The sequence below is a fragment of the Marvinbryantia sp. genome (assembly GCF_047017445.1).
Classification (GTDB): Bacteria; Bacillota; Clostridia; order Lachnospirales; family Lachnospiraceae; genus Marvinbryantia.
Genome location: NZ_JBKXTT010000016.1, coordinates 56,664 through 83,139, shown reverse-complemented (window position 1 = coordinate 83,139; position 26,476 = coordinate 56,664). Strand labels below are relative to the sequence as shown.

Sequence of the window (26,476 nt, the reverse complement as noted above, 5' to 3'; positions counted from 1 at the left end):
GGAGAAAATGGCAGAGATCAAACCATTTTTTGGAATCCGTCCGAGGACGGAGCTTGCGCCGCGGATCGCGGCGCTCCCCTACGACGTCTATAGCCGTGCGGAGGCGAAGCTGGAAGTGGAGCGCGAGCCGATGAGCTTTCTTCGCATTGACCGCGCCGAGACGCAGTTTGGCGATGAGGTGGATGTGTATGCGCCGGAGGTTTATCGGAAGGCGCACGACCTTCTCTGGGAAATGATTTCCGGGGGAAGCTTCTCGAGAGATGCGCAGGCATGTTATTATATTTATGAGCTGGAAATGGAGGGGCGTGCGCAGACCGGGCTGGTGGCGTGTGCAGCCGTGGACGACTATGTAAACGGCGTCATTATGAAGCACGAAAACACTCGCGCTGAGAAGGAGCAGGACCGCATCTGTCACATCGATGCCTGCGGCGCGCAGACCGGACCGATTTTTCTTGCTTACCGCAGAAATGAGGTTATCAGCTCCTGTATGCAAAGGGCAAAGCAGGAGACGCCCATCTTTGATTTTGTGTCGGAGGACGGCATCGCGCACCGCGGCTGGAAAATCTCTGACGAGACGATGATAAAGACCATTCGGGAAGCTTTTGCCGGAATCTCGCAGATCTATATTGCGGACGGTCATCACCGCGCGGCTTCAGCGGTGCGTGTGTCGCTGATGCGCCGTGAGGAAGCAAAAAAACGCGGCGAGACGGCGGACGGCAGCCACGAGTACGATTCCTTCCTGTCCGTCCTCTTTGCGGACGACGAGCTGCGTATTATGGATTATAACCGCGTTGCCGCCGATTTAAACGGCAGCACGCCGGCGGAATTTCTGGAAAAGATCAGCAGCAAATGCGAGGTGCGGGAAAACAGCGTAATGGAGCATACCTGCGAGGGTGGGATCTGCCGGATGGAGCGCAGAAATGTTCCCTGCAGACCGCAGGAGAAGGGCTGCATGGGAATGTATCTGGACGGCGTGTGGTATGAGCTGCGCATAAAGGAGCAGTACCGCAGCGATCATCCGATCGACGGGCTGGATGTCTCTGTTTTGCAGCGGGAGATTTTAGAGCCAATGCTCGGCATTTCCGATCCGACCACGGACGAGCGCATCCACTTCGTCGGCGGGATCCGCGGACTTTCGGATCTGCAGCGAAGAGTGGATACCTACGGCGGGGTGGCGTTTGCCATGTATCCGACCTCTATGGCCGAGCTGTTTGCGGTGGCGGATGCGCATCTTCTGATGCCGCCGAAATCCACCTGGTTCGAGCCGAAGCTGCGCAGCGGACTTTTTATCCATGCGATAGATGAATAAATATAACAACAGAATCCCTTTAAATCAAGGAGCAGAGCAATCTGGAAATTTGGTTTAAAGGGATTTTTATAAAGTAGGAGTTGAAAAAAGATTGTGAATATTTTATTATATAAGAAAAGAATACGGAATATATGGGGAAATAAATTATGATAACTTGCAGGAGGGTATTATGGGAGAGGACAAGCTGTATGATTTGATGGACTGGGCACAGATCGAGGCGCTGACATATTCGGAGGAGGACAATCCGCACGCGATCCTCGGACCGCACCTGACGGACGACGGAGTGCTGATCCAGGCATTTATTCCGACAGCGGAGCGCATCATTGTTCAGATTACCGGAAAAAAGGAATCTTATGAGATGACGATGGAGGACGAGGCCGGTTTCTTTGCGGTGCTGATTCCGGGAAAGCAGATTCCGAAGTATACATTGTATGTGATCTTTGACAATGGGACTTCCCTGGAATATATTGATCCGTACGCATTTGAGCCGGTGCTGACGAAGCAGGAAACCGCGCGCTTCAATGCCGGCATCTGCTACGATATTTATGAAAAAATGGGGGCGCACCCGATGACGGTGCAGGGCGTGAAGGGCGTTCACTTTGCTGTGTGGGCGCCGAATGCTGTGCGCGTCAGCCTGGTGGGGGATTTTAACCTCTGGGACGGCAGACGCCTTCCTATGAGACGGCTCTGGGACAGCGGTATTTTTGAGCTTTTTGTACCGGGTATCAGCGTCGGAGAAATGTATAAATACGAGATCAAGGCGCAGGGAAACATCACCTATCTGAAGGCGGATCCCTACGCAAACGCGGCGCAGCTCCGCCCGGAGACGGCGTCCATCGTTGCGGATCTTACGCAGTTTCAGTGGACAGATGACGCCTGGATGAAGCAGCGGAAAAAGACAGATTCCAAGAAGCAGCCGATGGCAATCTACGAGATGCATCTTGCCTCCTGGAAAAAGCCGGAGAACCGTGATTTTTACAATTATCGCGAGCTTGCTCCGATGATCGCGGAATATGTAAAGGAGATGGGCTACACGCACATCGAGCTGCTGCCGGTGATGGAGCATCCCTTTGACGGCTCCTGGGGCTACCAGGTGACGGGCTACTATGCGCCGACCGCGCGCTACGGCACGCCGGAGGATTTCATGTATTTCATGAATTATATGCACGAGGCGGGTATCGGCGTGATCCTGGACTGGGTGCCGGCGCATTTCCCGCGCGACACTTTTGGACTTGCCGCGTTTGACGGTACCTGTCTGTATGAGCATCTTGACCCGCGGCAGGGCAGCCACCCGCACTGGGGCACGCTGATTTATAATTACGGCAGACCGGAGGTGAAAAACTTCCTCATCTCCAACGCGCTGTTCTGGGCGGATAAATATCACGCGGACGGTATCCGTATGGACGCGGTTGCTTCCATGCTTTATCTCGATTACGGGAAAAACGACGGCGAGTGGGTCGCAAATATGTACGGCGGCAACGAAAACCTGGAGGCAGTCGAGTTTCTGAAGCATTTGAATTCTGTTTTTAAGAAGCGCAGGGACGGTGCGATCCTGATCGCGGAGGAATCGACGGCATGGCCGAAGATCACGGGCGCGCTGGATGACGGCGGTCTTGGCTTTGACTATAAATGGAATATGGGCTGGATGAACGATTTCATCGGCTATATGTCGCTTGATCCGATCTACCGCGCCGGAAATCATGGCGGGCTGACATTTAGTATGATTTATGCGTACAGTGAGGACTTCATTCTGACGCTGTCGCACGATGAAGTGGTGCATGGCAAGTGTTCGCTGATCAACAAAATGCCGGGTGACCTTACACAGAAGTTTGCAAATCTGCGCGCGGCATACGGCTACATGATGGCGCATCCGGGCAAGAAGCTGCTCTTTATGGGACAGGAATTCGCCCAGTATAAGGAGTGGAACGAGGCGAAGGGGCTCGACTGGGAGGATCTTGAACAGGAGCCGAACCGACAGATGCAGGCGTATTATAAAGCGCTTCTGGAGTTTTACAGATCGCATCCGGCGCTTTACGAGATGGACTATGAGCCGGAGGGCTTCACCTGGATCAACGCGATCAATGCGAACGAGAATCTGCTGGTATTTACCAGAAATACGGCAAAGAAGGACGAGACGCTTTTGATCGTCTGCAATTTCTCGCCGCTCGTTTACGCGGATCACAAAGTGGGCGTTCCATATCCGGGCAAATATAAGGAAATCTTTAACAGTGACCGTGCAGAATTCGGCGGCGAGGGCAATGTAAACCCGCGCGTCAAGCAGTCGAAGAAGGAGGAAGCGGACGGTCAGGAAAATTCCATTACTGTAAAGATCCCGCCGATGGGAATCAGCATCTTCTCCTATGCAAAGGCGGAGCCGAAAGCGGCGTCCAATAAGGCGGCGAAAGAGAAGAAGGCGGCAGGTACAAAGAAAACCGCGAAGGCGGCTCCTGAGAAGGTATCGCTGAAGGACGAACTGATGCGGAAGATGGAAGCGGCGGAGCGGCCGGAGAAGGTATCTGAGAAGCCGGAAAAGAAGGAGCCGGAGAAGGTATCTGAAAAACCGCAAAAGAAAGGGCTGGAGAAGGCATCTGAGAAGCCGGAAAAGAAGGAACCGGAGAAGGTATCCGAAAAAACGGCTAAGAAAGAAACGAAGAAGGATTCCGCGAAGAAAACGGTAAAAAAGAAAGGCTGAAAAAAGTATGAGCAAACAGGGCGCAAACCCGGAGAAGCATACACATATATTAGAAGACGGTACGGTCATAGAGCACACACACGGGGCGGAGGAATCATCCGCCCCGCATGACGGCGTACACACGCATACGCATGACAGTGCACACACGCATACGCATGACGGCACACACACACACACGCACGGGGCGCACAGCCATACGCACGACCCTGAGCATGTGAAATCCGTGCTGAACCGCATCTCGCGTGCCATCGGGCACCTGGAATCCATCAAGCGCATGGTGGAGGACGGGCGGGACTGCAGCGAGGTGCTCATACAGCTTTCGGCAGTGAAGGCGGCGATCAACAACACCGGAAAGGTCATCCTGCAGGATCATATTGCGCATTGTCTGGTGGATGCTGTTGAGACCGGAGACATGGAGACGATAGAGGAGCTGAACAAGGCGATCGACCGCTTTATCAAGTAAGGAGAATCGTTACTGTTCACGTCAGCCTCAAGCACTTGCTGTTTGAGGCGTGAGAACATGATTCAGGTGTGAGCAAATCCCATTCGCGAAGCGAATTTTAAATGGATTTGCGAAAGTTACTGAGAACGGAGTGAACAGTAACGGAGAATCTTTGCTTGACACGGGATCACTTCCGGGATAAAATAACAAAGCGTCTGATCGTGCGTTGGCATTTTTGTCAGAAAAAGGCAATAAAAAAAGCTCCTGGCCGGACTCGAACCGGCGACCTACGCATTACGAATGCGTTGCTCTACCAACTGAGCCACAGAAGCTTAATTTATGTGAAGTGCTTCACACAACGGATATTATATACAATCTTTTTTAATTTTGCAAGCATTATTTTTAAAATTTTCAAAAAAGAGGAGATATGGGAAAATGAGTAAAGTAAGAACACGTTTTGCACCGAGCCCGACAGGGCGCATGCATGTAGGAAACCTGCGCACAGCGCTGTACGCCTATCTGATCGCAAAGCATGAGGGCGGCGATTTTCTGCTGCGCATCGAGGACACCGACCAGGAGCGCTTTGTGGAGGGCGCGCTGGAGATCATCTACCGCACGCTGGAGCACGCAGGCTTAAAGCATGACGAGGGTCCCGATATCGACAAGGGCTACGGTCCCTACGTGCAGAGCGAGCGTCAGGCGCAGGGCATTTATCTGGAATATGCAAAGAAGCTGATCGAAAAGGGTGAGGCGTATTATTGCTTCTGCGACAAGGAGCGTCTGGAATCCTTAAAGCAGGAGATCGCCGGCAAGGAGATCGTGGTGTATGACAAGCACTGCCTGCATCTTTCCAAAGAGGAGGTTCAGGCGAAGCTGGACGCCGGTGTTCCCTACGTTATCCGTCAGAACGTGCCGAACGAGGGCACGACAAAATTCGAGGACGATATCTATGGAACTATCGAGGTGCCGAACGCTGAGCTGGACGACATGATCCTCATCAAATCAGACGGCTTCCCTACCTACAATTTCGCGAACGTGGTGGACGACCATCTGATGAAGATTTCCCATGTCGTGCGTGGAAACGAGTATCTTTCCTCCGCGCCGAAGTACAACCGTCTCTACGAGGCGTTTGGCTGGGAGGTGCCGGTTTATGTGCACTGCCCGCTGATCACGGACGAGAACCACAAAAAGCTCAGCAAGAGAAGCGGTCATTCCTCCTACGAGGATCTGCTGGAGCAGGGCTTTTTATCTGAGGCGATCGTCAATTATGTGGCGCTGCTCGGCTGGTGCCCGTCGGACAACCGCGAAATCTTTTCGCTGGAGGAACTGGTGGAGGCGTTCGACTACCATCACATGAGCAAATCTCCGGCGGTATTTGACATCAATAAGCTGAAATGGATGAACGGCGAGTATATGAAGGCGATGGATTCCGAGAAATTCTATGAGATGGCGCTTCCGTATATGAAGCAGGCGATCACCAGAGACGTGGATTTTCATAAGATCGCGGAGATGGTAAAGACAAGGATCGAGGTATTCCCGGACATCCCGGCTCTGATTGACTTCTTCGAGGCGGTGCCGGAGTACGACGTTTCCATGTACACCCATAAAAAGATGAAAACGACCGGAGAAAGCTCCCTTGCAGTGTTAAAGGAAGTGCTGCCGGTCCTGGAGGCGCAGGAGGATTACAGCAACGACGCGCTCTATGAGCTTCTGGTGAATTTTGCAAAGGATCACGGCTACAAAAATGGCTATGTGATGTGGCCCATCCGTACGGCGACATCCGGAAAGCAGATGACGCCTGCGGGCGCGACCGAGATCATGGAAATTCTCGGACACGATGAGACGATCGCGCGCATTAAGGCTGCAATCGCAAAGCTGGAGCAGTAAGATGGCGCTTTCCAAAGCACAAAAGGAAGCGGTTATGCACCGGGAGGGTCCTGCGATCGTTCTTGCGGGACCCGGTTCCGGAAAAACCACAGTTATCACAGAACGGACAAAATTCCTTACACAGCAGTGCGGCGTTTTGCCGATCCACATTCTGGTCGTCACCTTCACCAGGGCTGCCGCCCAGGAAATGCAGAAGCGCTTTCTTGCGCTGACAGACAGCAGGCAGACACAGATCCGCTTCGGAACCTTTCACTCGCTTTTCTTCGAAATTCTCAGACACGCATACCACTATACAGGTGCAAACATTGCATCGGAGGAAGAAAAATACCGTTTTCTCAGAGAAATCACCGCTCCGATGGATATAGAGATCGAGGACGAGGCGGAGTTTCTGCACGATGTGGCGCGCGAGATCAGCCGGGTAAAGAACGAGCGTATTCCGCTGGAGCATTATTATGCGGCGAGCGTGCCGGAAGAGCTGTTCCGGGAGATTTACCGGAAATATTGCCGCGGCATGGAGCGTGCGGGAAAGCTTGATTACGACGATCTGATGGTTTATACCTGGGAGCTTTTTTCTGCGCGCCCGGATATTCTGGCAGGCTGGCGAAACCGGTTCCGGTACATTCTTGTGGATGAATTTCAGGACATTAACCGGCTTCAGTATGACATCATAAAGCTTCTGGCGGCGCCGCGAAACAATCTTTTCGTGGTGGGGGACGATGATCAGTCGATCTATCGCTTCCGGGGTGCGAAGCCGGAGATCATGCTGAACTTTCCGAAGGATTTTCCGCAGGCAAAGCAGTATCTTCTCGACTGCAACTTCCGCTGCCCGGGAAATGTCTGCGACCTGGCAGCGCACGTGATCGGCAGAAATACGGTGCGCTACGAGAAGAAGATCAGGAAGGTGAAGGAGGACGGGCTGCCGGTAGAAAAAATTATTTTCCAGGATCAGCAGCAGGAGAGCCTTGGCATCATCCAGCGCATTCAGAAGGCGCTCGCGCAGGGACGACGTTACGAAGATATTGCCGTTCTCTACCGCAACAATACAGACGCAGGCGTGCTGTCCCAGAAGCTTTTGGAGTATAATGTGCCGTTTCGGATGCGGGATTCTCTTCCAAATTTGTTTGAGCACTGGATCGCGCGTCATATTATCGCTTATCTGCAGCTTGCTCTGGGTGACCGCAGCCGCGCGAACGTTTTAAAGATCATCAACAAGCCGAAGCGCTACATTGAGCGGAATTGTCTGGATGCTCCGCAGGTAGATTTCGAGCGGCTGCGCATGTACTACGAGGATAAGTACTGGGTAATCCAGCGTATCGACAAGCTTGAGCAGGATCTGGCGGCGCTCGCACGGATGCAGCCCTATGCGGCGGTGCAGTACATACGACACGGCATCGGCTACGAAAAATATCTGGAGGAATACGCCGAATACCGCAGGATTAAGGCTGAGGATCTCTATGAGGTGCTGGACCGGCTGGCGGAGAGCGCCAAAGGCTATAAGACACATGCAGAGTGGTTCGCTTACATGGAGGAATACACCGAAATGCTGCGCGAGCAGGCGAAAAACGGCCAGGAAAAGAGCGACTGCGTGACGCTCACCACGCTGCACAGCGCAAAGGGGCTGGAATTTCCGATCGTCTTTCTGATCGACGTAAACGAGGGCATCATTCCCTACAAAAAGGCGCTGCTTGTCAGCGATATCGAGGAGGAACGCCGCATGTTCTACGTCGGCATCACACGCGCCTCCGAGCAGCTCACGCTCTGCGTGCTGAAAGAAAAATACGGCAGGAGCTTAAAGCCGTCGCCGTTTCTGCTGTAAAAAATGAGCCTGCGCCCGAAAGGGTGCGGCTCATTTTTTATAAGAAGTGCGGCAGAAAAAATTATTCTTCCTCGTCGTCCTCCAGCAGCTCGTCGAATTCCTGCTCGTCCAGCATTTCATCGAACGCGTCTGCGGCAGCTTCGTATTCATCGTCGTCCTCGATATTTTCCAGGGACGGGTTGCCGTTTTCTTCCTTGTAGCGATACAGGAATACCTCACCGTCCTCGTTCTCGCCGTTTTCATCCAGCGGAAGGAGCGCGATATACTGCTTGTCGCCAACCGGGTAAACGGTCAGGATCGCGCACTCTAAAATCTCGCCGTTGTCCAGCGTGAGGGTGACGGTTGCCTGTTCGCAGTCTTCGCCGCAGGAAGCGCAGTTTCCGCTGCAGTTTACATCATTTTCGCTCATAAGTTTAACCTCGCTTTTTTCTTTGTCCCCGTTGGGGTTACCACCACTTTAGCAAAATCTTCCGCTAAATGCAAGTAAATAGTAAGTAAATTTCAAAAGTATTATACAAACCGGGGAGAATTATGTTATACTGGTTTCAAAGATGCTTACGGAAAGGATGAGAAAATGTTGCAGAACAGGCAGAAAGTATGGACAGTAGAGAAAAGTGCGGCACTTTTCTGTACACCCGGCGCCGTAAAGGAGAGAGATGGGATTCGGTTTACCGTTGCCGCGGGAAAGGGACAGAAGGCGGACCTTCTGCTGTACGACAAAAAGAGCGGCGCTCTTATGCAGGAGGAGCCTTTTCCCGACGAAGCGGCGATCGGCGGACTGCGCACGATGAAGGTCATCGGAATGCCGTGGAAACAGTGCACGTATCAGTTCAGAGTCGACGGGGAGATCGCGGGCGATCCCTATGCGGCTCTCATCTGTCCGCAGAAGGAGAATGCCGAGAGCTGGGCGGATGTCCGCTGCGGAATGGCGTTTGCCGATTACGACTGGAAGGCGGATAAAAAGCCGGATATCGCCTGGGAGGACGCCGTGATGTACCACCTGCACGTGCGCAATTTCACCAGGCACTCGCGCTCGAAGGTGAGGTGGAAAGGCACCTTTAAGGGATTGCAGGAAAAAATCCCCTACCTGAAGGAGCTTGGCGTCAATCAGGTAAAGCTGATGCCCGTTTACGAGCCGTCGCCGCTGCCGGTCGTGAAAAAAGGGCGTCCGGCGCTGCAGGCGCTGCCTGGAAAGAAGAATTACTGGGGCTATGGGGCGGGAAACTATTTTGCGCCCCGGCGTTCCTATGCGGCAACCCCGGATCCCGTGCGGGAGCTTAAGGACTGCGTGCGTGCATTTCATGAAAATGGCATCGAGGTATTGCTGGATATATACTTCACATGGGAGATTCCGGTGCGGACGGCGCTTGATTGTCTGACGTTCTGGGTGCGGGAATACCACATCGATGGCTTTCATATTATGGGAAATGAAGAAATCTGCCGTCATCTTGCGGGAGATCCGCTGCTTGCGGGCACGAAGCTGCTCGCAGGAAATATTTCCGGCTGGTGGAACGGCCGCGGGGATGGCACGCGCAGCTTTGCGGAATGCAATGACGGATTTCTGGTGGACATGCGCCGTCTCTTAAAGGGCGATGAGGGTGTGCTGGAAACGGCAGCCTGGCGCGGACGGCGGAATGCTGCGGAGTTTGGCATCATCAATTATATGACGAACCACGACGGCTTTACGCTGCAGGATCTGGTGAGCTACGATAACAAGCATAATGAGGAGAACGGCGAGCAGAATACCGATGGCTCCGCCTACAATTTCAGTTGGAACTGCGGTGCGGAGGGGCAGTGCAAAAAGAAGGCTGTCAGCGCGCTGCGAAGGAAGCAGGTGCGCAATGCCTTTCTGCTTATGCTGCTCTCACAGGGCACGCCGATGCTGCTTGCGGGTGACGAATTCGGCAATTCGCAGAGCGGCAATAATAACCCCTACTGTCTGGACAGCCCCGTTTCCTGGGTGGACTGGAGCGCGTACCAGAAAAACACGCAGCTGACGGAATTTGTAAAAAAGGCGATTGCCTTCCGAAAGGAGCATAAGATACTGCATCTGACGAAGGAGCCGCAGATGTCGGATTATAAATCTTGTGGATATCCGGACATGTCGTATCACAGCAGCCGTGCCTGGTACGGCGACTTTGCCTACAACAGCAGGCAGCTCGGCGTGCTGCTGTGCGGCGCTTACGCCGGTGAGGAGGATTATCTGTACATCGCATACAATTTCAATCCGCTGCCGCAGGAATTTGCGCTGCCGTCGCTCCCGAAGGGCTATGCGTGGCATATTGCCATCGATACCGGCAGAGAGGACGCTTTCCCGGCGGAGCCGGAAATGCTTGGCGCAAAGGTGCGGATAAAAGAGGTTCCGGAGAGAACGGTCGTTGTTTTAATCGGAAAGAAGGGAATAAAGTAACATGAATCCAATCGGACATTTTTGTACCATCACCGGGCACAAGCTCCTGGTGATGCAGCATTGCTTTAAAATCGGACTATACTGGCAGGGGCTGACGCATGATCTGTCAAAATACATGCCGTCGGAATTTCTTGTCGGAGCAAAATATTACCAGGGAACGCGCAGCCCGAACAATGCCGAGCGCGAGGATAAGGGCTATTCGGCGGCGTGGCTGCACCACAAGGGCAGAAACAAGCACCACTTTGAATACTGGATCGACTACAGTCTGGAGGATAAGGATCACGCGATGGCTGGAATGCGGATGCCGCGGCGCTATGTGGCGGAGATGCTCGCGGACCGCGTTGCGGCGTCGAAGATCTACAACTGGGGCACCTACACGCAGCACGACCCGCTGGCGTATTTTCTGAAAGGAAAGAGCCACTATATGATGCATCCGAAAACGCAGCAGGAGCTGGAGCATCTGCTGCGGATTCTGGACAAATACGGAGAGAATGCCTGCTTTTCCTATGTGCGCAATGTGTATCTTGGCAAGCCGAAGCGTATCCGGCGCCTGTTGCGCAGGATGCAGAGGAAAAAAGCGGCGGCAATCTCCGTCATCAAAGGATATGATAAGCCATAAAAAAATGCCGGACGCAAAAAGCGCCCGGACGGGATTCAGACGGGATATACCAGGCGGTCCGGTGTGATGTTCTCAAGAACCTTTAAGTAGCGGTCCGCCACATAGTTTGCCATAGCGAGATTGTGGTCGAGATAGTTGCCGCAGTCTTTTGCTTCGGCGCCCGGTATCTCTCCGCGGAAATCGCGGATGAAGGTAAACATGCCGGTGATCAGCGGTACGATATCGACGGAATCATAATCTCCGGCAAGCAGAAGGTAGCAGCCCGTGCGGCAGCCCATCGGTCCGAAATAGACGATCTTTGAACCGAATTCTTTATCGCTGCGCAGATAGGTGGCACCGAGATGCTCCAGCGTGTGCACCTCCGCCGTATTCATGACCGGCTCCTCGTTCGGGGAGGTCATGCGGATGTCGAAGGTCGTGATGACGGTATCGCCGAAGGTATCTTTTCGCGACACGTAAAGACCTGGCTGCAGTTTGATATGGTCAATCATAAAGCTTGCAATTTTTTCCATGAAAATTCTCCTTTGCGTTCGTTTTGCTTTTAGTATGGACGATACAGGAGTAAATGTCAATGATTGACTTTCCGATATTCAGATGATAAACTATGGAAGGAAATATCGCAGCGGTGGGAGAAACGGACGGCTGCGAACACGAAGGAAGGCGGCATAATTATGATTAATGATAAAAAAGTGTTGTTCAGCGGAATGCAGGCAACCGGAAATCTTACATTGGGAAATTATCTCGGCGCGCTGAAAAACTGGGTGGCACTGAGCGACGAATATGAGTGCTTCTACTGCGTGGTGGATGAGCATTCCATCACGGTGCGGCAGAATCCGGCGACACTGCGCAAACGTGCGCGCGCGCTGCTCACTTTATATATCGCTGCAGGGCTGGACCCGGAGAAAAACTGCATTTATTACCAGTCGCATGTTTCGGGACACGCTGAGCTTGCCTGGATCTTAAACTGCTACACCTACATGGGTGAGCTGAACCGCATGACGCAGTTCAAGGATAAGGCGGCGAAACACGCGGACAATATTAACGCCGGATTGTTCACATATCCGGTGCTGATGGCGGCGGATATCCTGCTGTTTCAGGCAGACGTGGTCCCGGTGGGCATCGACCAGAAGCAGCATCTGGAGATTACACGCGATATCGCGCAGCGCTTCAACAGCATTTACGGCGACACCTTTACCATCCCGGAGCCGTATATCGGCAAGGCGGGCGCGAAGATCATGAGCCTGCAGAACCCGGAGAAGAAGATGTCAAAGTCGGACGAAAACCCGAACGGCAGCATTTATCTGATGGACGATACGGATACTATCATCCGCAAGTGTAAGCGCGCAGTCACCGATTCCGAGGGCTGCATCCGCTACCGTGACGAGCAGCCGGGTGTGAAGAATCTCATTGATATTTATTGCGCATGCACCGGAAAGACGCCCTCCGAGGTTGAGAGCGAATTCGACGGCAAGGGCTACGGCGAGCTGAAGATGGCGGTCGGCGAGGCGGTGGCAGCACAGCTTTCCCCGCTGCAGGCGGAGGTGGCGCGTCTTGAAAAGGATAAGGCGTACATCGACGGCATCATCAAAAACAATGCGGAAAAGGCGTCGTATTTTGCAAACAAGACGCTGCGCAAGGTACAGAGAAAGGTCGGTTTCCCGGACCGCATCCGCTAAGGGCGAAAATACTTTATCAGGAGAAAAGGAAAGGCAGGTGAACGCAATGGACTCAGGCGGCAGTTACCCTTCTTTGGAAGGTCGATCGTGCAATTTCATAATGAGAAGGGAGAATAGCTATGGACAGAGAAATTTTCGAAGAGCTGTTGTCTGCGCGGGAATTCAAGGCGGTGAGGAGCATCCTCAACGTCATGAACGCTGTGGACATTGCGGTTCTTCTGTCAGAACTGGAAGATAAGGAGCTGGTGCTCGCGTTCCGCCTGATCCCCAAGGATAAGGCGGCGGATGTATTTGCAAATATGGATGGCAACCAGCAATCCGATCTGGTGGAGATGTTCACCGAGCGGGAGCTGAAGGTGATTCTGGATGAATTGTTTATGGACGATACCGTAGACCTTCTGGAGGACCTTCCGGCGAATCTGGTCACACGTATCCTGGAGACGGTGGGACCGGAAAAGAGAAATAAGATCAACGTGCTTCTGAATTATCCGGACGACAGCGCCGGCAGCATCATGACAACCGAATACGTCGATCTGCGCAAGCACACGACGGTTGCACAGGCGCTCACGCACATCAAGCGCGTCGGCATTCACAAGGAAACCATCTACACCTGCTATATTCTGGAGCACCGCAGGCTGGTCGGCATTGTGACGGCGAAGGATCTGCTCACGATGGATGACGACACCACCATGGAAGAGATCATGGAGACGGAGATCAAGTCTGTCACCACGCACACCGACCAGGAGGAGGTTGTGCGGCTGTTCCGCAAGTACGACCTGCTGGCGCTGCCGGTCGTTGACGCGGACAATCTGATGGTCGGCATCGTCACCGTCGACGACGCGATCGACGTCATGGTTGACGAGGCGACAGAGGATATCAGCAAAATGGCGGCGGTCAATCCGTCCGAGGAATCCTATTTTGATACGTCGGTTTTCCAGCACGCGAAAAACCGTGTACTGTGGCTTTTGTTTCTGATGCTTTCCTCCACGGTGACGGGCATTCTGATCACAAAATACGAGAAAGCGTTTGAGGCGGTTCCGCTTCTGGTTTCCTTTATCCCGATGCTCATGGGTACCGGCGGAAACTGTGGTTCCCAGAGTTCTGCGCTGATCATCCGCGGCATTGCGCTGGATGAGATTCACTTTAATGATATCTTTCGGGCGATGTTCAAGGAATTCCGCGTCTCGATCGTGGTCGGCGTCATTCTGGCGGTGGCGAACGGTATCCGGATCCTGATCATGTACAGGGATCCGCTTATCGCCGTTGTTGTGGGCTGTTCGCTGATCGTGACGATCATCATCTCCAAGCTGATCGGCTGTGTTCTGCCGCTGCTGGCGAAAAAAGTAAACATCGACCCGGCGATCGTGTCGGCGCCGATCATTTCCACACTGGTGGACACCTGTTCCATCCTGGTATTTTTCAGTATTGCAACTGCATTGCTGCCGCAATTATAAAATTGCGGCAGTTTTCATTAATATTAACCCGTCTTGCACGGAAGTTTGCTTAAGGAGAAGGCTATGAGAAACAGAAAATGGATGATAGGGATTGCCGCGGCCCTGCTGCCGCTGCTGTGTGTGTCCGGATGTCAGGCAACGTCAAAGGTTGCGGTAAAAGAGGACACCATTTATATTCCGGGGCTGACAGAGGAATACCGTCTGGCATTTCTTGCGGATATGCATATTGTGGAGGAGAGCGGCGACGTGCCCGAAGAAGAGTATGAGACGGTCGCACAGAGAAAGGAGCTGTTTCAGAGTGCGGACGGAACGGATTCCGCAGATATGTGGTCTGAGATGGCTGGAATGCTCGATGGGCTTGGAGCGGATGCGATCCTGCTTGCAGGAGATATGGTTGATTTTGCATCAGACGGAACGCTCGCCTGTCTGCAGGAGGGACTTGAGAAGCTGGAAACACCGTGGATGTATGTGCGGGCGGACCATGATTACGGCGTCTGGTACACCACCATGGAAAAGGAGCAGGCAAAGGCGCTGCACAGGGAACTGGATGGAGCGGAGAATGTTGTATCAATGGATCTCGGAGAAGTGCTGCTGGTAGGCGTTGATAATAACACCAGCCAGATTTCCAAAAAGACTCTGAAAAAGGTAAAGACGCTGTTCTCAATGGGAAAGCCGGTTATTTTGATGCTCCATGTTCCTCTGGAATCGCGGATAGATGATGAACTGAACCAAAAATCAAAGGAAGTGTGGCAGGACAGGGCGCTTGTGTGGGGAGAGGATACGTTTTATGAGCCGAATGAGACAACGCAGCAATTCCTGGAACTGGTCTATGCCAAGGACAGTCCTGTGGCGGAGGTGCTGTGCGGACACCTGCACTTTTCCTGGGAGGGGTATCTGACGGAAACGGTACATGAACGGGTCGCAGATCCGGCATTTACCGGGGCGGTGGAGCTTCTTACAGTGACCGGAAAAAAAGAGGTTGACAAATAGAGAATATATGGTAAACTAAGAATAGATACCATACTTAACAGGTAGGAAATATAGGAAAAGAAAGCGAGGAAAAGATCATGGGAAAAATTTATCACGGCACACTGGAGCTGATCGGCGGTACACCGCTTGTAGAGGCGGAAAATTTAGAGAAAAAGCATCATCTGGAGGCGCGCCTTCTTGTGAAGCTGGAATACCTTAATCCGGCCGGCAGCGTGAAGGATCGTGTGGCAAAGGCGATGATAGAGACGGCGGAGGCGGAAGGAAAGCTGAAGCCCGGCGCGGTAATTATCGAGCCGACCTCCGGCAACACCGGCATCGGTCTTGCGGCGATCGCAGCAGTAAAGGGATACCGCATCATCCTCACCATGCCGGAGACGATGAGCGTGGAGCGCAGGAATATCCTCAAAGCCTACGGGGCGGAAATTGTGCTTACAGAGGGCGCAAAGGGCATGAAGGGCGCCATTGCGAAAGCAGAGGAGCTGGCAGGAGAGATTGAGAACAGTTTTATTCCGGGACAGTTTGTGAACCCGGCGAATCCGAAAATGCACCGGGAGACCACAGGTCCGGAAATCTGGGAAGACACGAACGGCACGGTAGATATCTTTGTGGCAGGTGTCGGCACAGGCGGCACGATCACAGGCGTCGGCGAATATTTAAAGAGCAAAAATCCGCAGGTAAAGGTGGTTGCCGTGGAGCCTGCTACTTCCCCGGTGCTTTCCGAGGGCAGGAGCGGAGCGCACAAGATCCAGGGCATTGGAGCCGGATTTGTTCCGGAGGTGCTGAACACCTCTGTTTACGATGAGATTATCAGGGTAGAAAATGAGGACGCCTTCGCAGCGGCGAAGGAGCTTGGCAGAACCGAGGGCGTTCTTACGGGCATCTCCTCCGGGGCAGCACTTCATGCGGCGCTGCTGCTTGCAAAGCGCCCGGAAAATAAAGGAAAGACGATCGTTGCGCTTCTCCCGGATTCCGGAGACCGTTATTATTCCACGCCGCTTTTTGTGGAAGGCTGATTTGTCATAGTTTTATACTCCCTTACATATACTGGAACAGTACAGGTAAGGGGGTATTTTTTTGAATCTGAACCGATTAGAATTGTACATACCCAAATGGGTGGAAATGCTTCCGCCGGAGCACCCGGTGAAGGAAGGGCTTGTCAATATCACAAAAGATCTGATGCAGGAAAAGGCTTCGGAGGAGACATTGGGTACGGAAGGAATAGCGAAGCTGCGTGCATTGGAGTTCGTGGAAAAGGCGGATATCCGTGGCAATGGAGAGGAGGAAGGCAGCGCGCAGATCCGTGTGGATGTGGATGACGCCTGGTATTACCGGATGCTCAGCGACCTTGCGGGAGTGGAGATCGAAGGAGAGTATCAGCTTATTGCCATGGTGAAGGAGCTGTCAGCACTGAAAACCGAATATGAGCAGGCACAGGAGGCGCTTGCGTCGGTGCGCAGCACAGGATACGGCGTGATTACGCCGCGCCAGAGCGAGATCCGTATGGAGGAGCCGGTCCTTATCCGCCAGGGCGGAAAATTCGGTGTGAAGCTCAGAGCAGTCAGTCCGTCCATTCATCTGATCCGTGCGGAAATCGAGACGGAGATCTCGCCGATCGTCGGCAGCGAGCAGCAGGCGGAGGATCTGATCGCTTACATTAAGGAATCGTCGCAGAACGGCGAGGGCATCTGGGAGACGAATATTTTCGGGAAGTCTATCGAACAGATGACGGAGGACGGGATCCGCCAGAAGCTCTCGCAGATCACGGATGAGGGCAGACAGAAGCTGCAGCAGGTTATGCAGCGGATCGTCAATGAAAACAGCGGCGGATTTATCTGTATCATCATCTGACGAAAAAAGAAGAAATCTGTTTTTTTATATACAAAAAAGGCGGTCAGACCGCTTTTTTTGTTTGAGATCCTTTTGCTTTTTGTGCATTATAGAGAAAGTGTTGCGAAAAGCATTATAGAGAAAGTGTTGCGAAAAGTTGACAGAATAAGGAAAAAATGTTATAGTGAGAGCAAATGTTTTAATATTTTCGTAACAAAACAGAGGGAGAGGATTTTGAACAAGTTATGAAAAAGAAACGAACAGTATTTTTTTTGCTGCTTGTTATTCTGTGTACGCTGTCGTTTTCGACGGTGTGCAGTGCCGGGTGGAAACAATCCGGAGGAAAGACGAAGTATTACGACACGAAAAAAAAGACATATGTAAAAAACGGATGGAAAAAAATCAGCGGGAAATGGTATTATTTTGATAAAAAGGGTTATCTGAAGACCGGGCGTTTTTCGGTGGGCGGAAAATATTACTATGTGAAGCGGTCCACGGGAAGAGTCGTCAGCAAAAAGGTCGGAAGCTATTATTACGCAAAGGACGGCGTAATGGTAAAGAACCGCTGGGTGAAGATTAAAAAACAATATTTCTACTTTGGTTCAAACGGGAAGCTGAAGACCGGAAAATTTACCGTCCGAGGCAAAACCTATTATTGCAAAAAGGATACCGGACGCGTCACGAGCAAGCGTGTGGGGGATTATTATTACAATTCCAAGGGAGAGATGGTAAAAAACCGCTGGGTAAAAAATTATTATTACGGCAGCAACGGGAAATCGAAATACGGCATGTTTACGGTTAAAGGAAAGACCTATTGCTGTCTGAAAGGTTCCGGGAAGGTCGTAAACCAGTGGTACGAGAAGCATTATTACGATAAGAACGGCGTGATGGCCACATCGCAGTGGATCGGCAGCGGCAGCAATAAGAGCTACGTGGACGCAGAGGGGAATATCACAAAGGGAAATAAGAACCCGAAGAACCCGCCAAAGGAGGCGGACGTCCGGCTCCTTGCATCGATCACCTTTGCGGAAGCCGGCAATCAGTCATATAAGGGAATGTTGGCGGTTGCCAGCGTAATAGTCAACCGGGTAAACAGCTCAAAATTTCCGAATACGCTGAAGAGCGTTATTTTTCAGAGCGGTCAGTTCTCTGCGGTATATAGCGGATATTTCAACCGGGCTTACTATAGCGGATCACTTTCCGGCTGGGAGAAAACAGCGTATGCAAATTGTAAAAAGGCTGCCACAGAGGTACTTACAGATGGTTCTAAGCTGAAAGGATATTATTTTTTTAATACAGGATACGGCAGGCTGAAAATAGGCAGTCACTGGTTCAGTTAAGGAGGAGTAATGAAATGAAAAAGAAGGGCGTTTATCTTATCGTTATGCTTTTCGCGCTGATTTTTGCGGCAAGTGTGCCGATCAGTGCAAAGGCAGCCACTTATACATGGAAGTCCGTCGGCAAAAACGGGGACATGCGTTGTTATAAAAACGGAAAAACACTGGTAAAAAACAAGTGGGTAGGGGACCGCCATCTGAACAGCAGCGGTTATATGGACCGCAATAAATGGCTGACTAAGAGTGTTAACGGCAAGAAGACGCGCGTGTTCGTGCGCGACGACGGGCGCTGGGTAAAAAACTTCAAGGCGGGCTGGCAGAAAATAAACGGCAAGTATTATTATTATACATCTGCCGGTGTGATGCTCAAATCCAAATGGATCACGATTGCCCCGATCGGGAAGTATTACGTAAATAAATATGGATATCGTCTGACCGGTCTTTGCAAGATGCCGGGCGGCTACCGTTATTTTTCGAAGGACGGTGTGAGCCAGTATGGCTGGAAAACGATCAACAAGAAAAAGTATTATTTCCAGAAAAGCAACCGCTTTGCCATCACAAACCAGATCTATAAGTTCAGCAACGGAAAGTCGTACCTTTTTGACAGCAAGGGCGTGATGCAGACGGGCTGGCAGAAGGTGAATAACAAGTGGTACTATTTCAAGAATGATATGAAGACCGGCTGGCTGGAGCTTAACGGAAAGAAATATTATCTGTCCAAGAGCACCGGCGAGCGTGTGACAGGGATCTATTCGATTGACGGAAAGCTTTATGCCTTTCATGTCAAAACCGGTGTCATGATCACCGGCAGAACGGTTACCTGGAAGGGACGAAAATACATAGCGGCTGCAAACGGAGAGTGTACGCTGGTTCCGGATACCACGAATTCGCCGTCGGACAGAATGCTGTTTTTCCTTACCTTTGAGTCCGGCTCCGCGGCGTATAACCAGACAGGAGGAGACAACGGGAATGCCTGCGGCGCTTACCAGTTTGATAACCGCTATTCCCTGCTTCCGTTTGTGAAATATGCGTATTCGCAGAATGCAAAGCTTTGCGCGGAGTTCAAGCCCTATGTAGCGCTGACGGACGGCACAAAGCTGAAGGGCAACAAGAAGTTTTATAAGGCGTGGAATACAATCTATGCAAGAAATCCGAAGCAGTTCGCAGAGCTGCAGGACAAGTTCGCAAAGGTGAATTATTATGATCCGGTGGAGACCACGCTGGCAAGGTCCGGCATCAATCTTGCGGTGCGTTCCGAAGTAGTAAAGGGGGCGGTATACAGCTACTCCATCCAGCATGGACAGACGACGGCGGTCAATGCCGTCAAGGCAATTAAAGCTACGCCTTCTATGACAGATGCAGTATTTCTGCAAAAGCTGTACAAATACCGCATCAAGAAATTTCCGGCATTTGAGAGTCGATATCTGGCGGAATATGCACTGGCGATATCCAATCTGTGATCGGCGATGATTTTTACGAAAAATGGCATCTGGTTCCGGGACCGGGTGCCTTTTTCTGGTTGCTGTTCATTCCGTTCACAGCAAAGTATATTGTTTTGGTGTCAAGCATTTTTGAAAATGTCCCGAAAAAACTGAAACATTAGCACCGGTTTTCCGGTGCTGATTTCATATGGCTACGTGGCAGATGTCCTCTGGAAGCTTAGGGCTCTGCCCTAAGAACCCGCAAGGGACCTGTCCCTTGACCCATAATCGGGCCCTGCCCGAACCCGCCCCGCAGGGGGCAGGAGAAAGGGCATATATCCTTTCTCCTTAGAAACAGCGTTTTCCGTGAGGCTTATCTCAAGAGACTTTCGCGGCATAACGGGGCCCCAACCCCATTATTCCACGGTTCTCCTGACAACGCCTCCGCTCCCTGTTCCTTCCGCCTTTTTTCGGGCGATCTCCTCACGGATCAGCCGTTTTACGGCTCCCTGTTTTGACGGCTGTTCCCAAAACCAGCGGATGATATCAAGGTCTGTGCGGAGGTTCAGTTTTAAGTAAATTCCCTGTGTATGTTCTTTATCATATTTTTTCTGTGCTTTTGTATGCGCTTCGATGCAGTCGATCCAGTCCCTCATGTGATCTCTCCTTTCGGTAGGTATATACCTATCATCTTTTTCTGCTGCTTTTTATGCTGGAACGTCATCCATTAGATGGTGCTCCTGTGTCTTTACGAATTTCTGGAAAGTTTTGCTGCGCCAGGGATGGCTCATTGGCGGAATATAATGTCTTTTTGCTTTGGGCGGCTGATAGTCTGCATCCAGATCCCGGGATCTTTCCATATGTTCGGGGATCTCCTCCAGTGCATGGACATCCTTGTCATTGACACAGCAGAAAAGGCTTCCGTCAAAAGCCTGGATAACCATTATTTTTGTGCCTTTGCGGTAATGTACCTGTTTCCCTCTGGCGTCCAGCATCCGGTAATGGCGGTGCCGGAACTGGATCGCATGCCCGCAATCCACGGTCCGTTCTGTCAGGACAGCGAGAACCAGGTTGATTTTTTCATTTTCCGGTTGCGTTTCAAACACAGATTTGATACCATTAAGGGGAAGCGCGAACTTCTCATTGAATTCTTTTATGTATGAGTGGAGGAATTCATTGGCAGCATCTATGGTCGTGATCCCTGCTAATCGTAATTCGATTGGCAGGCGCGACTGTAGTGTCTGGTTGAGGCGTTCTACGCGGCCTTTGGCCTGCGGGACACTGCTGGATTCCAGCTGAACACCAAGCTGCTTGCAGGCATAAGCGAATTGGGTATAGGTATCCTCATCAAGAGATGGGGAGTTTTTCTTTTTATAGGTAAATACCGTACGGCGGTCTGTGAAGATCCTGTAAGGGATGCCGTAGGTGGTCAGGATCTGGTGGAATACGTGATAGTAGCCCTTTAAGGTTTCCTGCGTGTCAAACCAGGCTCCGGTGACCCGGCCGGTAGCATCGTCAATAGCCAGGTGGAGGTGCCATACCTGCCCGGGGATCCATTCATAGGGAGTTGCGTCCATCTGCTGCAGTTCCCCAAAATAAGCACATCTTGGACGTCTTGAATGAGCATCTTCAACCGCTACGAGATTGGTTTGGAGCACAGCGGCTTCTTTCAGGCTGCAGGCACTTTTCTTTTTATCCTGAAGCTCCTTTTCCATACGCTTTTTCTTGGCCTTTGTAACTTTCGGAGAAAGAATATATTTACTTTCCAGGATCTTAGCTACAGAAGAAGGTGAGACGCAGATGTGTTCATGGGCCTCAAGGAGTTCTGAATAATGCTGGAAATTAGCATCAAAATATTTTGTAAGGTAGAGATCGATGATGCGATTGCGGGTCTCGTCAGGGATGCTGGTGGACGGTTTACGTCCCCTATTGCCATGGATAAAGAAAGCCTTTCCTTCTTTGCGGTATCCAGCCAGCATACGGTTGATATGGCGTTTGGTGCAGCCAAGGGTGAGGGCAGCCCTGTCCTTATTCCCATCCGGGTGATCTGCCAGAGATTTGATCACTTCGTATTTTTTCTGTTCATCCATTGTAAGTATTACCTTTCTGATAATGATTTCCTCCAATCTAAAATAGATAGAGGATATTTTACCACATCCGGGACATTTTCATATGTGGTATACTAGGACATTATCATAAATGGCTTATACGTTCACAGCAAAGTATATTGTTTTGGTTGACACTTTTTGAGGGATTTTTTATAATGGATAGGATGCTGGATAATTTTTGACAACGGAAACAGCCGCGCATGGTAGAACAGCAGCCGTTTTCGAAAGTCAGGAAAGAAGATGGGTGTACAACGATGAAGGAATGGATAGAGGAATATAAGGCAGAAAAGCTGGATGAGACGGCAATGGAGCTTTGCCGGAAAAAGTGGGACGGCATTGCAAAGCCGCTGCACAGTCTCGGTATGCTGGAGGATTATCTGGTGCGCATTGCCGGTATCAAGGGCAGCGCCCGCATTTCACTGGATAAAAAAGGACTGATCGTGATGTGCGCCGATAACGGCGTGGTGGAGGAGGGCGTCACCCAGACCGGACAGGAGGTGACGGCTCTGGTGACAGAAAATTTTCTCTCCGGGCAGGCGACGGCGGCAGTGCTCTGCAAAAAGGCCGGTGCAGATATTTTTCCTGTCGATATCGGGGTGGCGGCGGATACCTGTGCCTTAAACCGTAAGGTTGCATACGGCACGAAGAATCTGGCGAAGGAGTGGGCGATGACACGCGCGCAGGCGCTGCAGGCGCTGAAAACCGGCTGCGACCTGGTGGGCGACTTGGCGGCGAAGGGCTATCAGATCCTTGCGACCGGGGAGATGGGCATTGGAAATACGACGACCAGCAGCGCGCTGGCGTGCGCTTTTCTTCACGAGGAGCCGGAGAAAATGACCGGCCGCGGGGCAGGACTTACGAGTGCCGGACTGGAAAAGAAAATACAGGTAATCAAAAAAGCTCTGGCGATGCACCTCCCCGGCTGCCGGGATGCGGTGGACGTGCTGGCGGCTCTCGGCGGACTGGATATCGCCGGACTTGCCGGGGTGTTCCTCGGCGGGGCAAAGTACCGCGTGCCGATCGTCATCGACGGCTTCATTTCCTCGGTGGCGGCTCTGACGGCGGCGCAGATCTGTCCGCAGTGCAAAGACTTTATGATTGCCTCTCACGTATCGAAGGAGCCTGCGGCGCAGCTTGTGCTCGACGCGCTTTCCCTGGAGGCGGCGCTGCACTGCAATATGTGTCTTGGCGAGGGGACCGGAGCGGTTACGCTGTTTCCGGTGCTCGATATGGCGTGCGAGGTCTACCAGAAAATGAGCACCTTTGACGACATCTCCATGGAGGCTTACCAGCCGCTCACGTAAAATGTCAGACCGGTGAAACGGACACGGCACGAAATCCATGGATGGAAAGGAAGACGGATAGCATGTTTTTGGTGGTTACAGGAGGAAGCGGCAGCGGGAAATCTGCCTGGGCGGAGCAGCAGGTTTTAAAGCTTGGAAATACCAGGCGCTATTACATCGCAACGATGCAGTGTACAGATGAGGAGAGCCAAAAGCGCATTGCGCGGCACCGCAGGATGCGCGCCGGAAAGCAGTTTGAGACGCTGGAATGTCCGACGGATCTTCAGAAGCTTGCGCTGGAGCCGGGCAGTACGGCGCTCCTTGAGTGCATGTCAAACCTGACTGCCAATGAATTTTTTGACGGAAAGGCGCACACGCCGCAGGCGACGGCGGCAAAGATCATGGCCGGCATCGCTTCCATCAGAGAGCAGTGCGCCAATCTGATCGTCGTCACCAACGAAGTGTTTTCGGATGGTGCGGTGTTTGATGAATGGACGACGCAGTATCTGGAATGTCTTGGGAGCGTCAACTGCGCAATGGCGCGCGATGCAGACTGCGTGGCAGAGATCGTGTATGGAATTCCGGTAATCTTAAAGCAAAGCGAGGCGGTTATCTTATGAAGCTTATCGGGGCATTTGTGGTTGCCTTTTCGATGTATTCGCGCATTCCGATGCCGCGCATGGAGTGGACAAAGGAGCGGATGCGCTATATGTTCTGCTTTTTTCCGCTGATCGGCGCTGCGATCGGAGCGCTGATGGTGCTGTGGCGGCAGTACGGCGGATATCTCACGGGTGAAGGAAATTTTCGGACGGCGGTGCTGGTTTTGATCCCGGTGCTTGTGACGGGCGGCATCCATATGGACGGTTTTCTGGACACCTCGGATGCGATCAATTCCTACAAGCCGGTAGAGGAAAAGCTGGAGATTTTAAAGGATTCCCACTCCGGGGCGTTTGCGATCCTTATGGGAATCTGTTATTTTGTTCTGACCTTCGGCGTGTACAGCGAGGCGACGACAGCGGATATAGAGGTGCTGGCAATCGGTTTTGTGCTGTCACGCGCGTTAAGCGCCCTGTCGGTCGTCACCTTTAAAAAGGCAAAAAAAAGCGGACTGGTACACGCCTTTTCTGACGCGGCGCAGAAAAAGACGGTCGGGATTACGATGATCTGCTACATTGCCGTGTGTCTGGTATTGATGCTTGCGGTTGGCGGCATTCGCGGAGCGGTCTGCTTTGCGGCGGCAGCAGCAGCGTTTGGATATTACCGCTGGATGTCGTACAGCAAATTTGGCGGAACGACCGGAGATCTGGCCGGGTTCTTTGTACAGACCTGTGAGCTGGCGATGGCTGCCGCGGTTGTGATCGCCGGGCGGCTGCTTGGTTAAGAAAACGAGTTACTGCGAACGGAGTGAACAGTAAAAAAACGAAAACCATGAGCCGGGCGGCGGGGGCCCGGCTGGCAAAGCGGCAGGAAACGGGACGGTGGGGCTTCAAAGCTCCGGGAAAGGAATGGCGTAAAAAGATATGAGACTTGTAATTGGCGGAAGTTATCAGGGAAAACGCGATGCGGCGTGCAGGCTTTTTTCTTTAAAGCCATCTGATTTTGCGGACGGAAAAACCTGCGCGTTCGAGGATATTTTTCGGTGCCGGGCAATCTTCGATTTTCATGAATTTATCCGGCGGTTTATGCAGCCTGAGAGTTGCCTTCAGGAGCTTTCGGAAAATCTTGCAGAAAGAAATCCACGGATCTGCATCGTATCGAATGAAATCGGCTGCGGAGTGGTGCCCATCGACGCGCAGGAGAGGGCGTGGCGTGAGCTGACCGGGCGTATCTGCTGTCAGCTTGCCCGGAACGCGGATACGGTAGTGCGCGTGACGGCGGGTATCCCGATGGTGATAAAAGGAAATTTGAAATGAAGATATATATGATCCGTCATGGAAAGACGGCTGGAAACCTAAAAGGGCGTTATATCGGGACGACTGACGAGCCGCTCTGCGAGGAGGGCAGAGCGGAGCTGAAAGGAGCGCGCAGCGATCTGCAAAGCGGCGCGGACACGGTGTCAGATGTTCCCGTGAATGGCGGCCCTGCGAAGGGCGGAGAAGATTTTCTAGCGCCCGACATGCTCTTTGTCAGCCCTTTGCTTCGCTGCCGACAAACGGCAACGCTTCTTTTTCCGGGAGTGCCGCAGACGATCGTGGAGGATTTCCGGGAGTGCGATTTTGGCGCTTTTGAAAATAAGAATTATCTGGAGCTGTCCGGCAACGCCGATTACCAGGCGTGGATCGACAGCGGCGGTACGCTGCCGTTTCCGGGCGGCGAGAGCCGGGAGGATTTTCAGCGGCGCTGTGTGCGCGCGTTTCAGAGTGTGCTTCATACGGCTGCGCAGAAGGGTTTTCGTGAGATTGCCTGCGTGGTACACGGCGGCACGATCATGAGCGTGCTTTCGGCGCTGGCGCTTCCGCGGCGCGGATATTACGATTACCAGGCAAAAAACGGCTGCGGCTATCTGATAGAATGGAAGGAAGGAGAGCGGGCGGATGCGGTGATCTGCAGGGCAGAGATGAGCTTTGCGGGCGGCACCTGCCGGGAAATACAATGATTGCATTTGTGAAGGGAACGCTGGCAGAGGTGAAGGAAAATATCGCTGTCATTGAAAATAACGGGATCGGATTTAACGTATATATCACCGGCAGAGACGCCGGTCAGCTTGTGCGTACCGGCATGGAGGTACTGCTGCACACATATATGGATGTGCGTGAGGATGCGATCCAGCTTTTCGGTTTTCTGTCAAAGGACGATCTGGAAACATTCCGGCTTCTTTTGAAGGTAAACGGTATCGGACCGAAGGCGGCGCTCGGCGTGCTGACTGCGATTTCTGCAGTTGATCTGCGGTTTGCGGTGCTTGCGGACGATATCAGGGCCATCTCCGCCGCGCCGGGGATCGGCAAAAAAACGGCGCAGAAGCTGGTGCTGGAGCTGAAAGATAAATTCAGTCTGGAGGACGCCTTCGAGCAGAAGCTCGCCGAGAACACGGAAATCGTATCCGCCGCGCCAAACGATAACCAGGGCGAGGCGGTGCAGGCGCTGGTGGCGCTCGGATACGCCGGAAGCGACGCGCTGAAAGCGGTAAGGGCGGCAAATATCACAGCGGACATGAGTACCGAAGATATCTTAAAAGCGGCTCTGAAGCATATATCATGAGTCAGGG

At 52.3% G+C, this 26,476-nt stretch carries 24 protein-coding genes and 1 tRNA gene; 20 read left to right on the top strand and 5 right to left on the bottom strand.

Annotation, left to right across the window (positions count from 1 at the left end):
* The first annotated feature begins 7 nt into the window (after positions 1-7).
* The 3 genes from ACLU9Q_RS16305 (at position 8) to ACLU9Q_RS16295 (ending at position 4,464) form a co-directional block, all read left to right on the top strand.
* Positions 8-1,309 carry a DUF1015 domain-containing protein gene (locus ACLU9Q_RS16305; RefSeq protein ID WP_412625648.1) on the top strand — a complete coding sequence of 434 codons (1,302 nt, stop codon included), beginning with the start codon at positions 8-10 and terminating at the stop codon, positions 1,307-1,309.
* Positions 1,310-1,478: 169 nt separating this feature from the next.
* A complete protein-coding gene (gene glgB / locus ACLU9Q_RS16300; RefSeq protein ID WP_412625647.1) occupies positions 1,479-4,001 on the top strand; it encodes a 1,4-alpha-glucan branching protein GlgB in 2,523 nt (840 codons plus the stop codon).
* Between the two features lie 7 nt (positions 4,002-4,008).
* On the top strand, positions 4,009-4,464 hold the full coding sequence (locus ACLU9Q_RS16295; protein ID WP_412625646.1) for a metal-sensing transcriptional repressor: 456 nt from the start codon (positions 4,009-4,011) through the stop codon (positions 4,462-4,464).
* A 238-nt stretch (positions 4,465-4,702) separates the two neighbouring features.
* On the opposite strand, the gene ACLU9Q_RS16290 is transcribed toward ACLU9Q_RS16295, so the two are convergent.
* Positions 4,703-4,775 (bottom strand) — tRNA-Thr (locus ACLU9Q_RS16290).
* Between the two features lie 103 nt (positions 4,776-4,878).
* Between ACLU9Q_RS16290 and gltX the strand changes: the two genes are divergently transcribed.
* Both gltX and ACLU9Q_RS16280 read left to right on the top strand, forming a co-directional pair.
* A complete protein-coding gene (gene gltX / locus ACLU9Q_RS16285; protein WP_296837241.1) occupies positions 4,879-6,330 on the top strand; it encodes a glutamate--tRNA ligase in 1,452 nt (483 codons plus the stop codon).
* Position 6,331: 1 nt separating this feature from the next.
* Positions 6,332-8,146 carry an ATP-dependent helicase gene (locus ACLU9Q_RS16280; RefSeq protein WP_296837244.1) on the top strand — a complete coding sequence of 605 codons (1,815 nt, stop codon included), beginning with the start codon at positions 6,332-6,334 and terminating at the stop codon, positions 8,144-8,146.
* Between the two features lie 61 nt (positions 8,147-8,207).
* Here the strand turns inward: ACLU9Q_RS16280 and ACLU9Q_RS16275 are convergent, their stop codons facing one another.
* Positions 8,208-8,555 carry a DUF1292 domain-containing protein gene (locus tag ACLU9Q_RS16275; RefSeq protein ID WP_296837247.1) on the bottom strand — a complete coding sequence of 116 codons (348 nt, stop codon included), beginning with the start codon at positions 8,553-8,555 and terminating at the stop codon, positions 8,208-8,210.
* A 165-nt stretch (positions 8,556-8,720) separates the two neighbouring features.
* On the opposite strand from ACLU9Q_RS16275, the gene ACLU9Q_RS16270 reads away from it, so the two are divergent.
* Both ACLU9Q_RS16270 and ACLU9Q_RS16265 read left to right on the top strand, forming a co-directional pair.
* Positions 8,721-10,556, top strand: a complete 1,836-nt coding sequence (locus ACLU9Q_RS16270; RefSeq protein ID WP_296837251.1) for an alpha-amylase family glycosyl hydrolase — start codon at positions 8,721-8,723, stop codon at positions 10,554-10,556.
* A gap of 1 nt (position 10,557) precedes the next feature.
* Positions 10,558-11,175, top strand: a complete 618-nt coding sequence (locus ACLU9Q_RS16265; RefSeq protein WP_412625645.1) for a DUF5662 family protein — start codon at positions 10,558-10,560, stop codon at positions 11,173-11,175.
* Positions 11,176-11,210: 35 nt separating this feature from the next.
* Here ACLU9Q_RS16265 and ACLU9Q_RS16260 read toward each other — a convergent pair whose 3' ends face one another.
* Positions 11,211-11,687 (bottom strand): S-ribosylhomocysteine lyase, encoded by a 477-nt coding sequence (locus ACLU9Q_RS16260; RefSeq protein ID WP_412625644.1) that lies wholly within the window; start codon positions 11,685-11,687, stop codon positions 11,211-11,213.
* A gap of 159 nt (positions 11,688-11,846) precedes the next feature.
* Between ACLU9Q_RS16260 and trpS the strand changes: the two genes are divergently transcribed.
* From trpS to ACLU9Q_RS16225, 7 genes are all read left to right on the top strand, one after another.
* Positions 11,847-12,851 carry a tryptophan--tRNA ligase gene (gene trpS / locus ACLU9Q_RS16255; protein ID WP_412625642.1) on the top strand — a complete coding sequence of 335 codons (1,005 nt, stop codon included), beginning with the start codon at positions 11,847-11,849 and terminating at the stop codon, positions 12,849-12,851.
* Between the two features lie 119 nt (positions 12,852-12,970).
* Positions 12,971-14,305: a magnesium transporter gene (gene mgtE, locus ACLU9Q_RS16250; RefSeq protein WP_296837263.1), complete on the top strand. Its 1,335-nt coding sequence runs from the start codon at positions 12,971-12,973 to the stop codon at positions 14,303-14,305.
* Between the two features lie 63 nt (positions 14,306-14,368).
* On the top strand, positions 14,369-15,295 hold the full coding sequence (locus ACLU9Q_RS16245; protein WP_412625640.1) for a metallophosphoesterase family protein: 927 nt from the start codon (positions 14,369-14,371) through the stop codon (positions 15,293-15,295).
* Positions 15,296-15,372: 77 nt separating this feature from the next.
* The gene (gene cysK, locus ACLU9Q_RS16240; RefSeq protein ID WP_296837270.1) at positions 15,373-16,308 is read left to right on the top strand and encodes a cysteine synthase A; all 936 of its coding nucleotides are present in this window, start codon (positions 15,373-15,375) and stop codon (positions 16,306-16,308) included.
* Between the two features lie 61 nt (positions 16,309-16,369).
* On the top strand, positions 16,370-17,143 hold the full coding sequence (locus ACLU9Q_RS16235; RefSeq protein WP_412625639.1) for a stage IV sporulation protein A: 774 nt from the start codon (positions 16,370-16,372) through the stop codon (positions 17,141-17,143).
* A gap of 224 nt (positions 17,144-17,367) precedes the next feature.
* Positions 17,368-18,462, top strand: a complete 1,095-nt coding sequence (locus ACLU9Q_RS16230; RefSeq protein WP_296837276.1) for a cell wall hydrolase — start codon at positions 17,368-17,370, stop codon at positions 18,460-18,462.
* A gap of 14 nt (positions 18,463-18,476) precedes the next feature.
* Positions 18,477-19,919, top strand: a complete 1,443-nt coding sequence (locus ACLU9Q_RS16225) for an N-acetylmuramoyl-L-alanine amidase family protein (RefSeq protein ID WP_296837279.1) — start codon at positions 18,477-18,479, stop codon at positions 19,917-19,919.
* Between the two features lie 377 nt (positions 19,920-20,296).
* Here the strand turns inward: ACLU9Q_RS16225 and ACLU9Q_RS16220 are convergent, their stop codons facing one another.
* A complete protein-coding gene (locus tag ACLU9Q_RS16220; protein ID WP_412624486.1) occupies positions 20,297-20,536 on the bottom strand; it encodes a hypothetical protein in 240 nt (79 codons plus the stop codon).
* A 51-nt stretch (positions 20,537-20,587) separates the two neighbouring features.
* The gene (locus ACLU9Q_RS16215; protein ID WP_412624485.1) at positions 20,588-21,970 is read right to left on the bottom strand and encodes an ISNCY family transposase; all 1,383 of its coding nucleotides are present in this window, start codon (positions 21,968-21,970) and stop codon (positions 20,588-20,590) included.
* Between the two features lie 272 nt (positions 21,971-22,242).
* Between ACLU9Q_RS16215 and cobT the strand changes: the two genes are divergently transcribed.
* The 6 genes from cobT to ruvA all read left to right on the top strand — a co-directional run bounded on the left by cobT (position 22,243) and on the right by ruvA (position 26,469).
* Positions 22,243-23,292: a nicotinate-nucleotide--dimethylbenzimidazole phosphoribosyltransferase gene (cobT, locus tag ACLU9Q_RS16210; RefSeq protein ID WP_296908409.1), complete on the top strand. Its 1,050-nt coding sequence runs from the start codon at positions 22,243-22,245 to the stop codon at positions 23,290-23,292.
* Positions 23,293-23,354: 62 nt separating this feature from the next.
* Positions 23,355-23,891 (top strand): bifunctional adenosylcobinamide kinase/adenosylcobinamide-phosphate guanylyltransferase, encoded by a 537-nt coding sequence (locus tag ACLU9Q_RS16205; protein ID WP_296840670.1) that lies wholly within the window; start codon positions 23,355-23,357, stop codon positions 23,889-23,891.
* The gene (locus tag ACLU9Q_RS16200) at positions 23,888-24,652 is read left to right on the top strand and encodes an adenosylcobinamide-GDP ribazoletransferase (protein WP_296840667.1); all 765 of its coding nucleotides are present in this window, start codon (positions 23,888-23,890) and stop codon (positions 24,650-24,652) included. Before ACLU9Q_RS16205 ends, ACLU9Q_RS16200 begins: the two co-directional genes overlap by 4 nt.
* 139 nt (positions 24,653-24,791) lie before the next feature.
* Positions 24,792-25,184: a bifunctional adenosylcobinamide kinase/adenosylcobinamide-phosphate guanylyltransferase gene (locus tag ACLU9Q_RS16195; protein ID WP_412625638.1), complete on the top strand. Its 393-nt coding sequence runs from the start codon at positions 24,792-24,794 to the stop codon at positions 25,182-25,184.
* Complete coding sequence (locus tag ACLU9Q_RS16190; RefSeq protein WP_412625637.1) at positions 25,181-25,867, top strand: histidine phosphatase family protein; 687 nt, start codon at positions 25,181-25,183, stop codon at positions 25,865-25,867. Before ACLU9Q_RS16195 ends, ACLU9Q_RS16190 begins: the two co-directional genes overlap by 4 nt.
* Positions 25,864-26,469: a Holliday junction branch migration protein RuvA gene (ruvA, locus tag ACLU9Q_RS16185; protein ID WP_412625636.1), complete on the top strand. Its 606-nt coding sequence runs from the start codon at positions 25,864-25,866 to the stop codon at positions 26,467-26,469. The genes ACLU9Q_RS16190 and ruvA overlap by 4 nt, the downstream gene beginning before the upstream one ends.
* Positions 26,470-26,476: the final 7 nt, after the last annotated feature.

Bases quoted from the DNA above. Each gene is read 5' to 3' on its own strand.
- ACLU9Q_RS16200 (WP_296840667.1), top strand. From the start codon at position 23,888: ATGAAGCTTATCGGGGCATTTGTGGTTGCCTTTTCGATGTATTCGCGC.
- ACLU9Q_RS16190 (WP_412625637.1), top strand. From the start codon at position 25,181: ATGAAGATATATATGATCCGTCATGGAAAGACGGCTGGAAACCTAAAA.
- ACLU9Q_RS16270 (WP_296837251.1), top strand. From the start codon at position 8,721: ATGTTGCAGAACAGGCAGAAAGTATGGACAGTAGAGAAAAGTGCGGCA.
- cobT (WP_296908409.1), top strand. From the start codon at position 22,243: ATGAAGGAATGGATAGAGGAATATAAGGCAGAAAAGCTGGATGAGACG.
- ACLU9Q_RS16275 (WP_296837247.1), bottom strand. From the start codon at position 8,555: ATGAGCGAAAATGATGTAAACTGCAGCGGAAACTGCGCTTCCTGCGGC.
- ACLU9Q_RS16245 (WP_412625640.1), top strand. From the start codon at position 14,369: ATGAGAAACAGAAAATGGATGATAGGGATTGCCGCGGCCCTGCTGCCG.
- glgB (WP_412625647.1), top strand. From the start codon at position 1,479: ATGGGAGAGGACAAGCTGTATGATTTGATGGACTGGGCACAGATCGAG.
- ACLU9Q_RS16205 (WP_296840670.1), top strand. From the start codon at position 23,355: ATGTTTTTGGTGGTTACAGGAGGAAGCGGCAGCGGGAAATCTGCCTGG.
- ACLU9Q_RS16305 (WP_412625648.1), top strand. From the start codon at position 8: ATGGCAGAGATCAAACCATTTTTTGGAATCCGTCCGAGGACGGAGCTT.
- ACLU9Q_RS16215 (WP_412624485.1), bottom strand. From the start codon at position 21,970: ATGGATGAACAGAAAAAATACGAAGTGATCAAATCTCTGGCAGATCAC.
- ACLU9Q_RS16295 (WP_412625646.1), top strand. From the start codon at position 4,009: ATGAGCAAACAGGGCGCAAACCCGGAGAAGCATACACATATATTAGAA.
- mgtE (WP_296837263.1), top strand. From the start codon at position 12,971: ATGGACAGAGAAATTTTCGAAGAGCTGTTGTCTGCGCGGGAATTCAAG.
- ACLU9Q_RS16230 (WP_296837276.1), top strand. From the start codon at position 17,368: ATGAAAAAGAAACGAACAGTATTTTTTTTGCTGCTTGTTATTCTGTGT.
- ACLU9Q_RS16220 (WP_412624486.1), bottom strand. From the start codon at position 20,536: ATGAGGGACTGGATCGACTGCATCGAAGCGCATACAAAAGCACAGAAA.
- ACLU9Q_RS16265 (WP_412625645.1), top strand. From the start codon at position 10,558: ATGAATCCAATCGGACATTTTTGTACCATCACCGGGCACAAGCTCCTG.
- ACLU9Q_RS16225 (WP_296837279.1), top strand. From the start codon at position 18,477: ATGAAAAAGAAGGGCGTTTATCTTATCGTTATGCTTTTCGCGCTGATT.
- cysK (WP_296837270.1), top strand. From the start codon at position 15,373: ATGGGAAAAATTTATCACGGCACACTGGAGCTGATCGGCGGTACACCG.
- ACLU9Q_RS16260 (WP_412625644.1), bottom strand. From the start codon at position 11,687: ATGGAAAAAATTGCAAGCTTTATGATTGACCATATCAAACTGCAGCCA.
- ACLU9Q_RS16195 (WP_412625638.1), top strand. From the start codon at position 24,792: ATGAGACTTGTAATTGGCGGAAGTTATCAGGGAAAACGCGATGCGGCG.
- ruvA (WP_412625636.1), top strand. From the start codon at position 25,864: ATGATTGCATTTGTGAAGGGAACGCTGGCAGAGGTGAAGGAAAATATC.
- gltX (WP_296837241.1), top strand. From the start codon at position 4,879: ATGAGTAAAGTAAGAACACGTTTTGCACCGAGCCCGACAGGGCGCATG.
- trpS (WP_412625642.1), top strand. From the start codon at position 11,847: ATGATTAATGATAAAAAAGTGTTGTTCAGCGGAATGCAGGCAACCGGA.
- ACLU9Q_RS16280 (WP_296837244.1), top strand. From the start codon at position 6,332: ATGGCGCTTTCCAAAGCACAAAAGGAAGCGGTTATGCACCGGGAGGGT.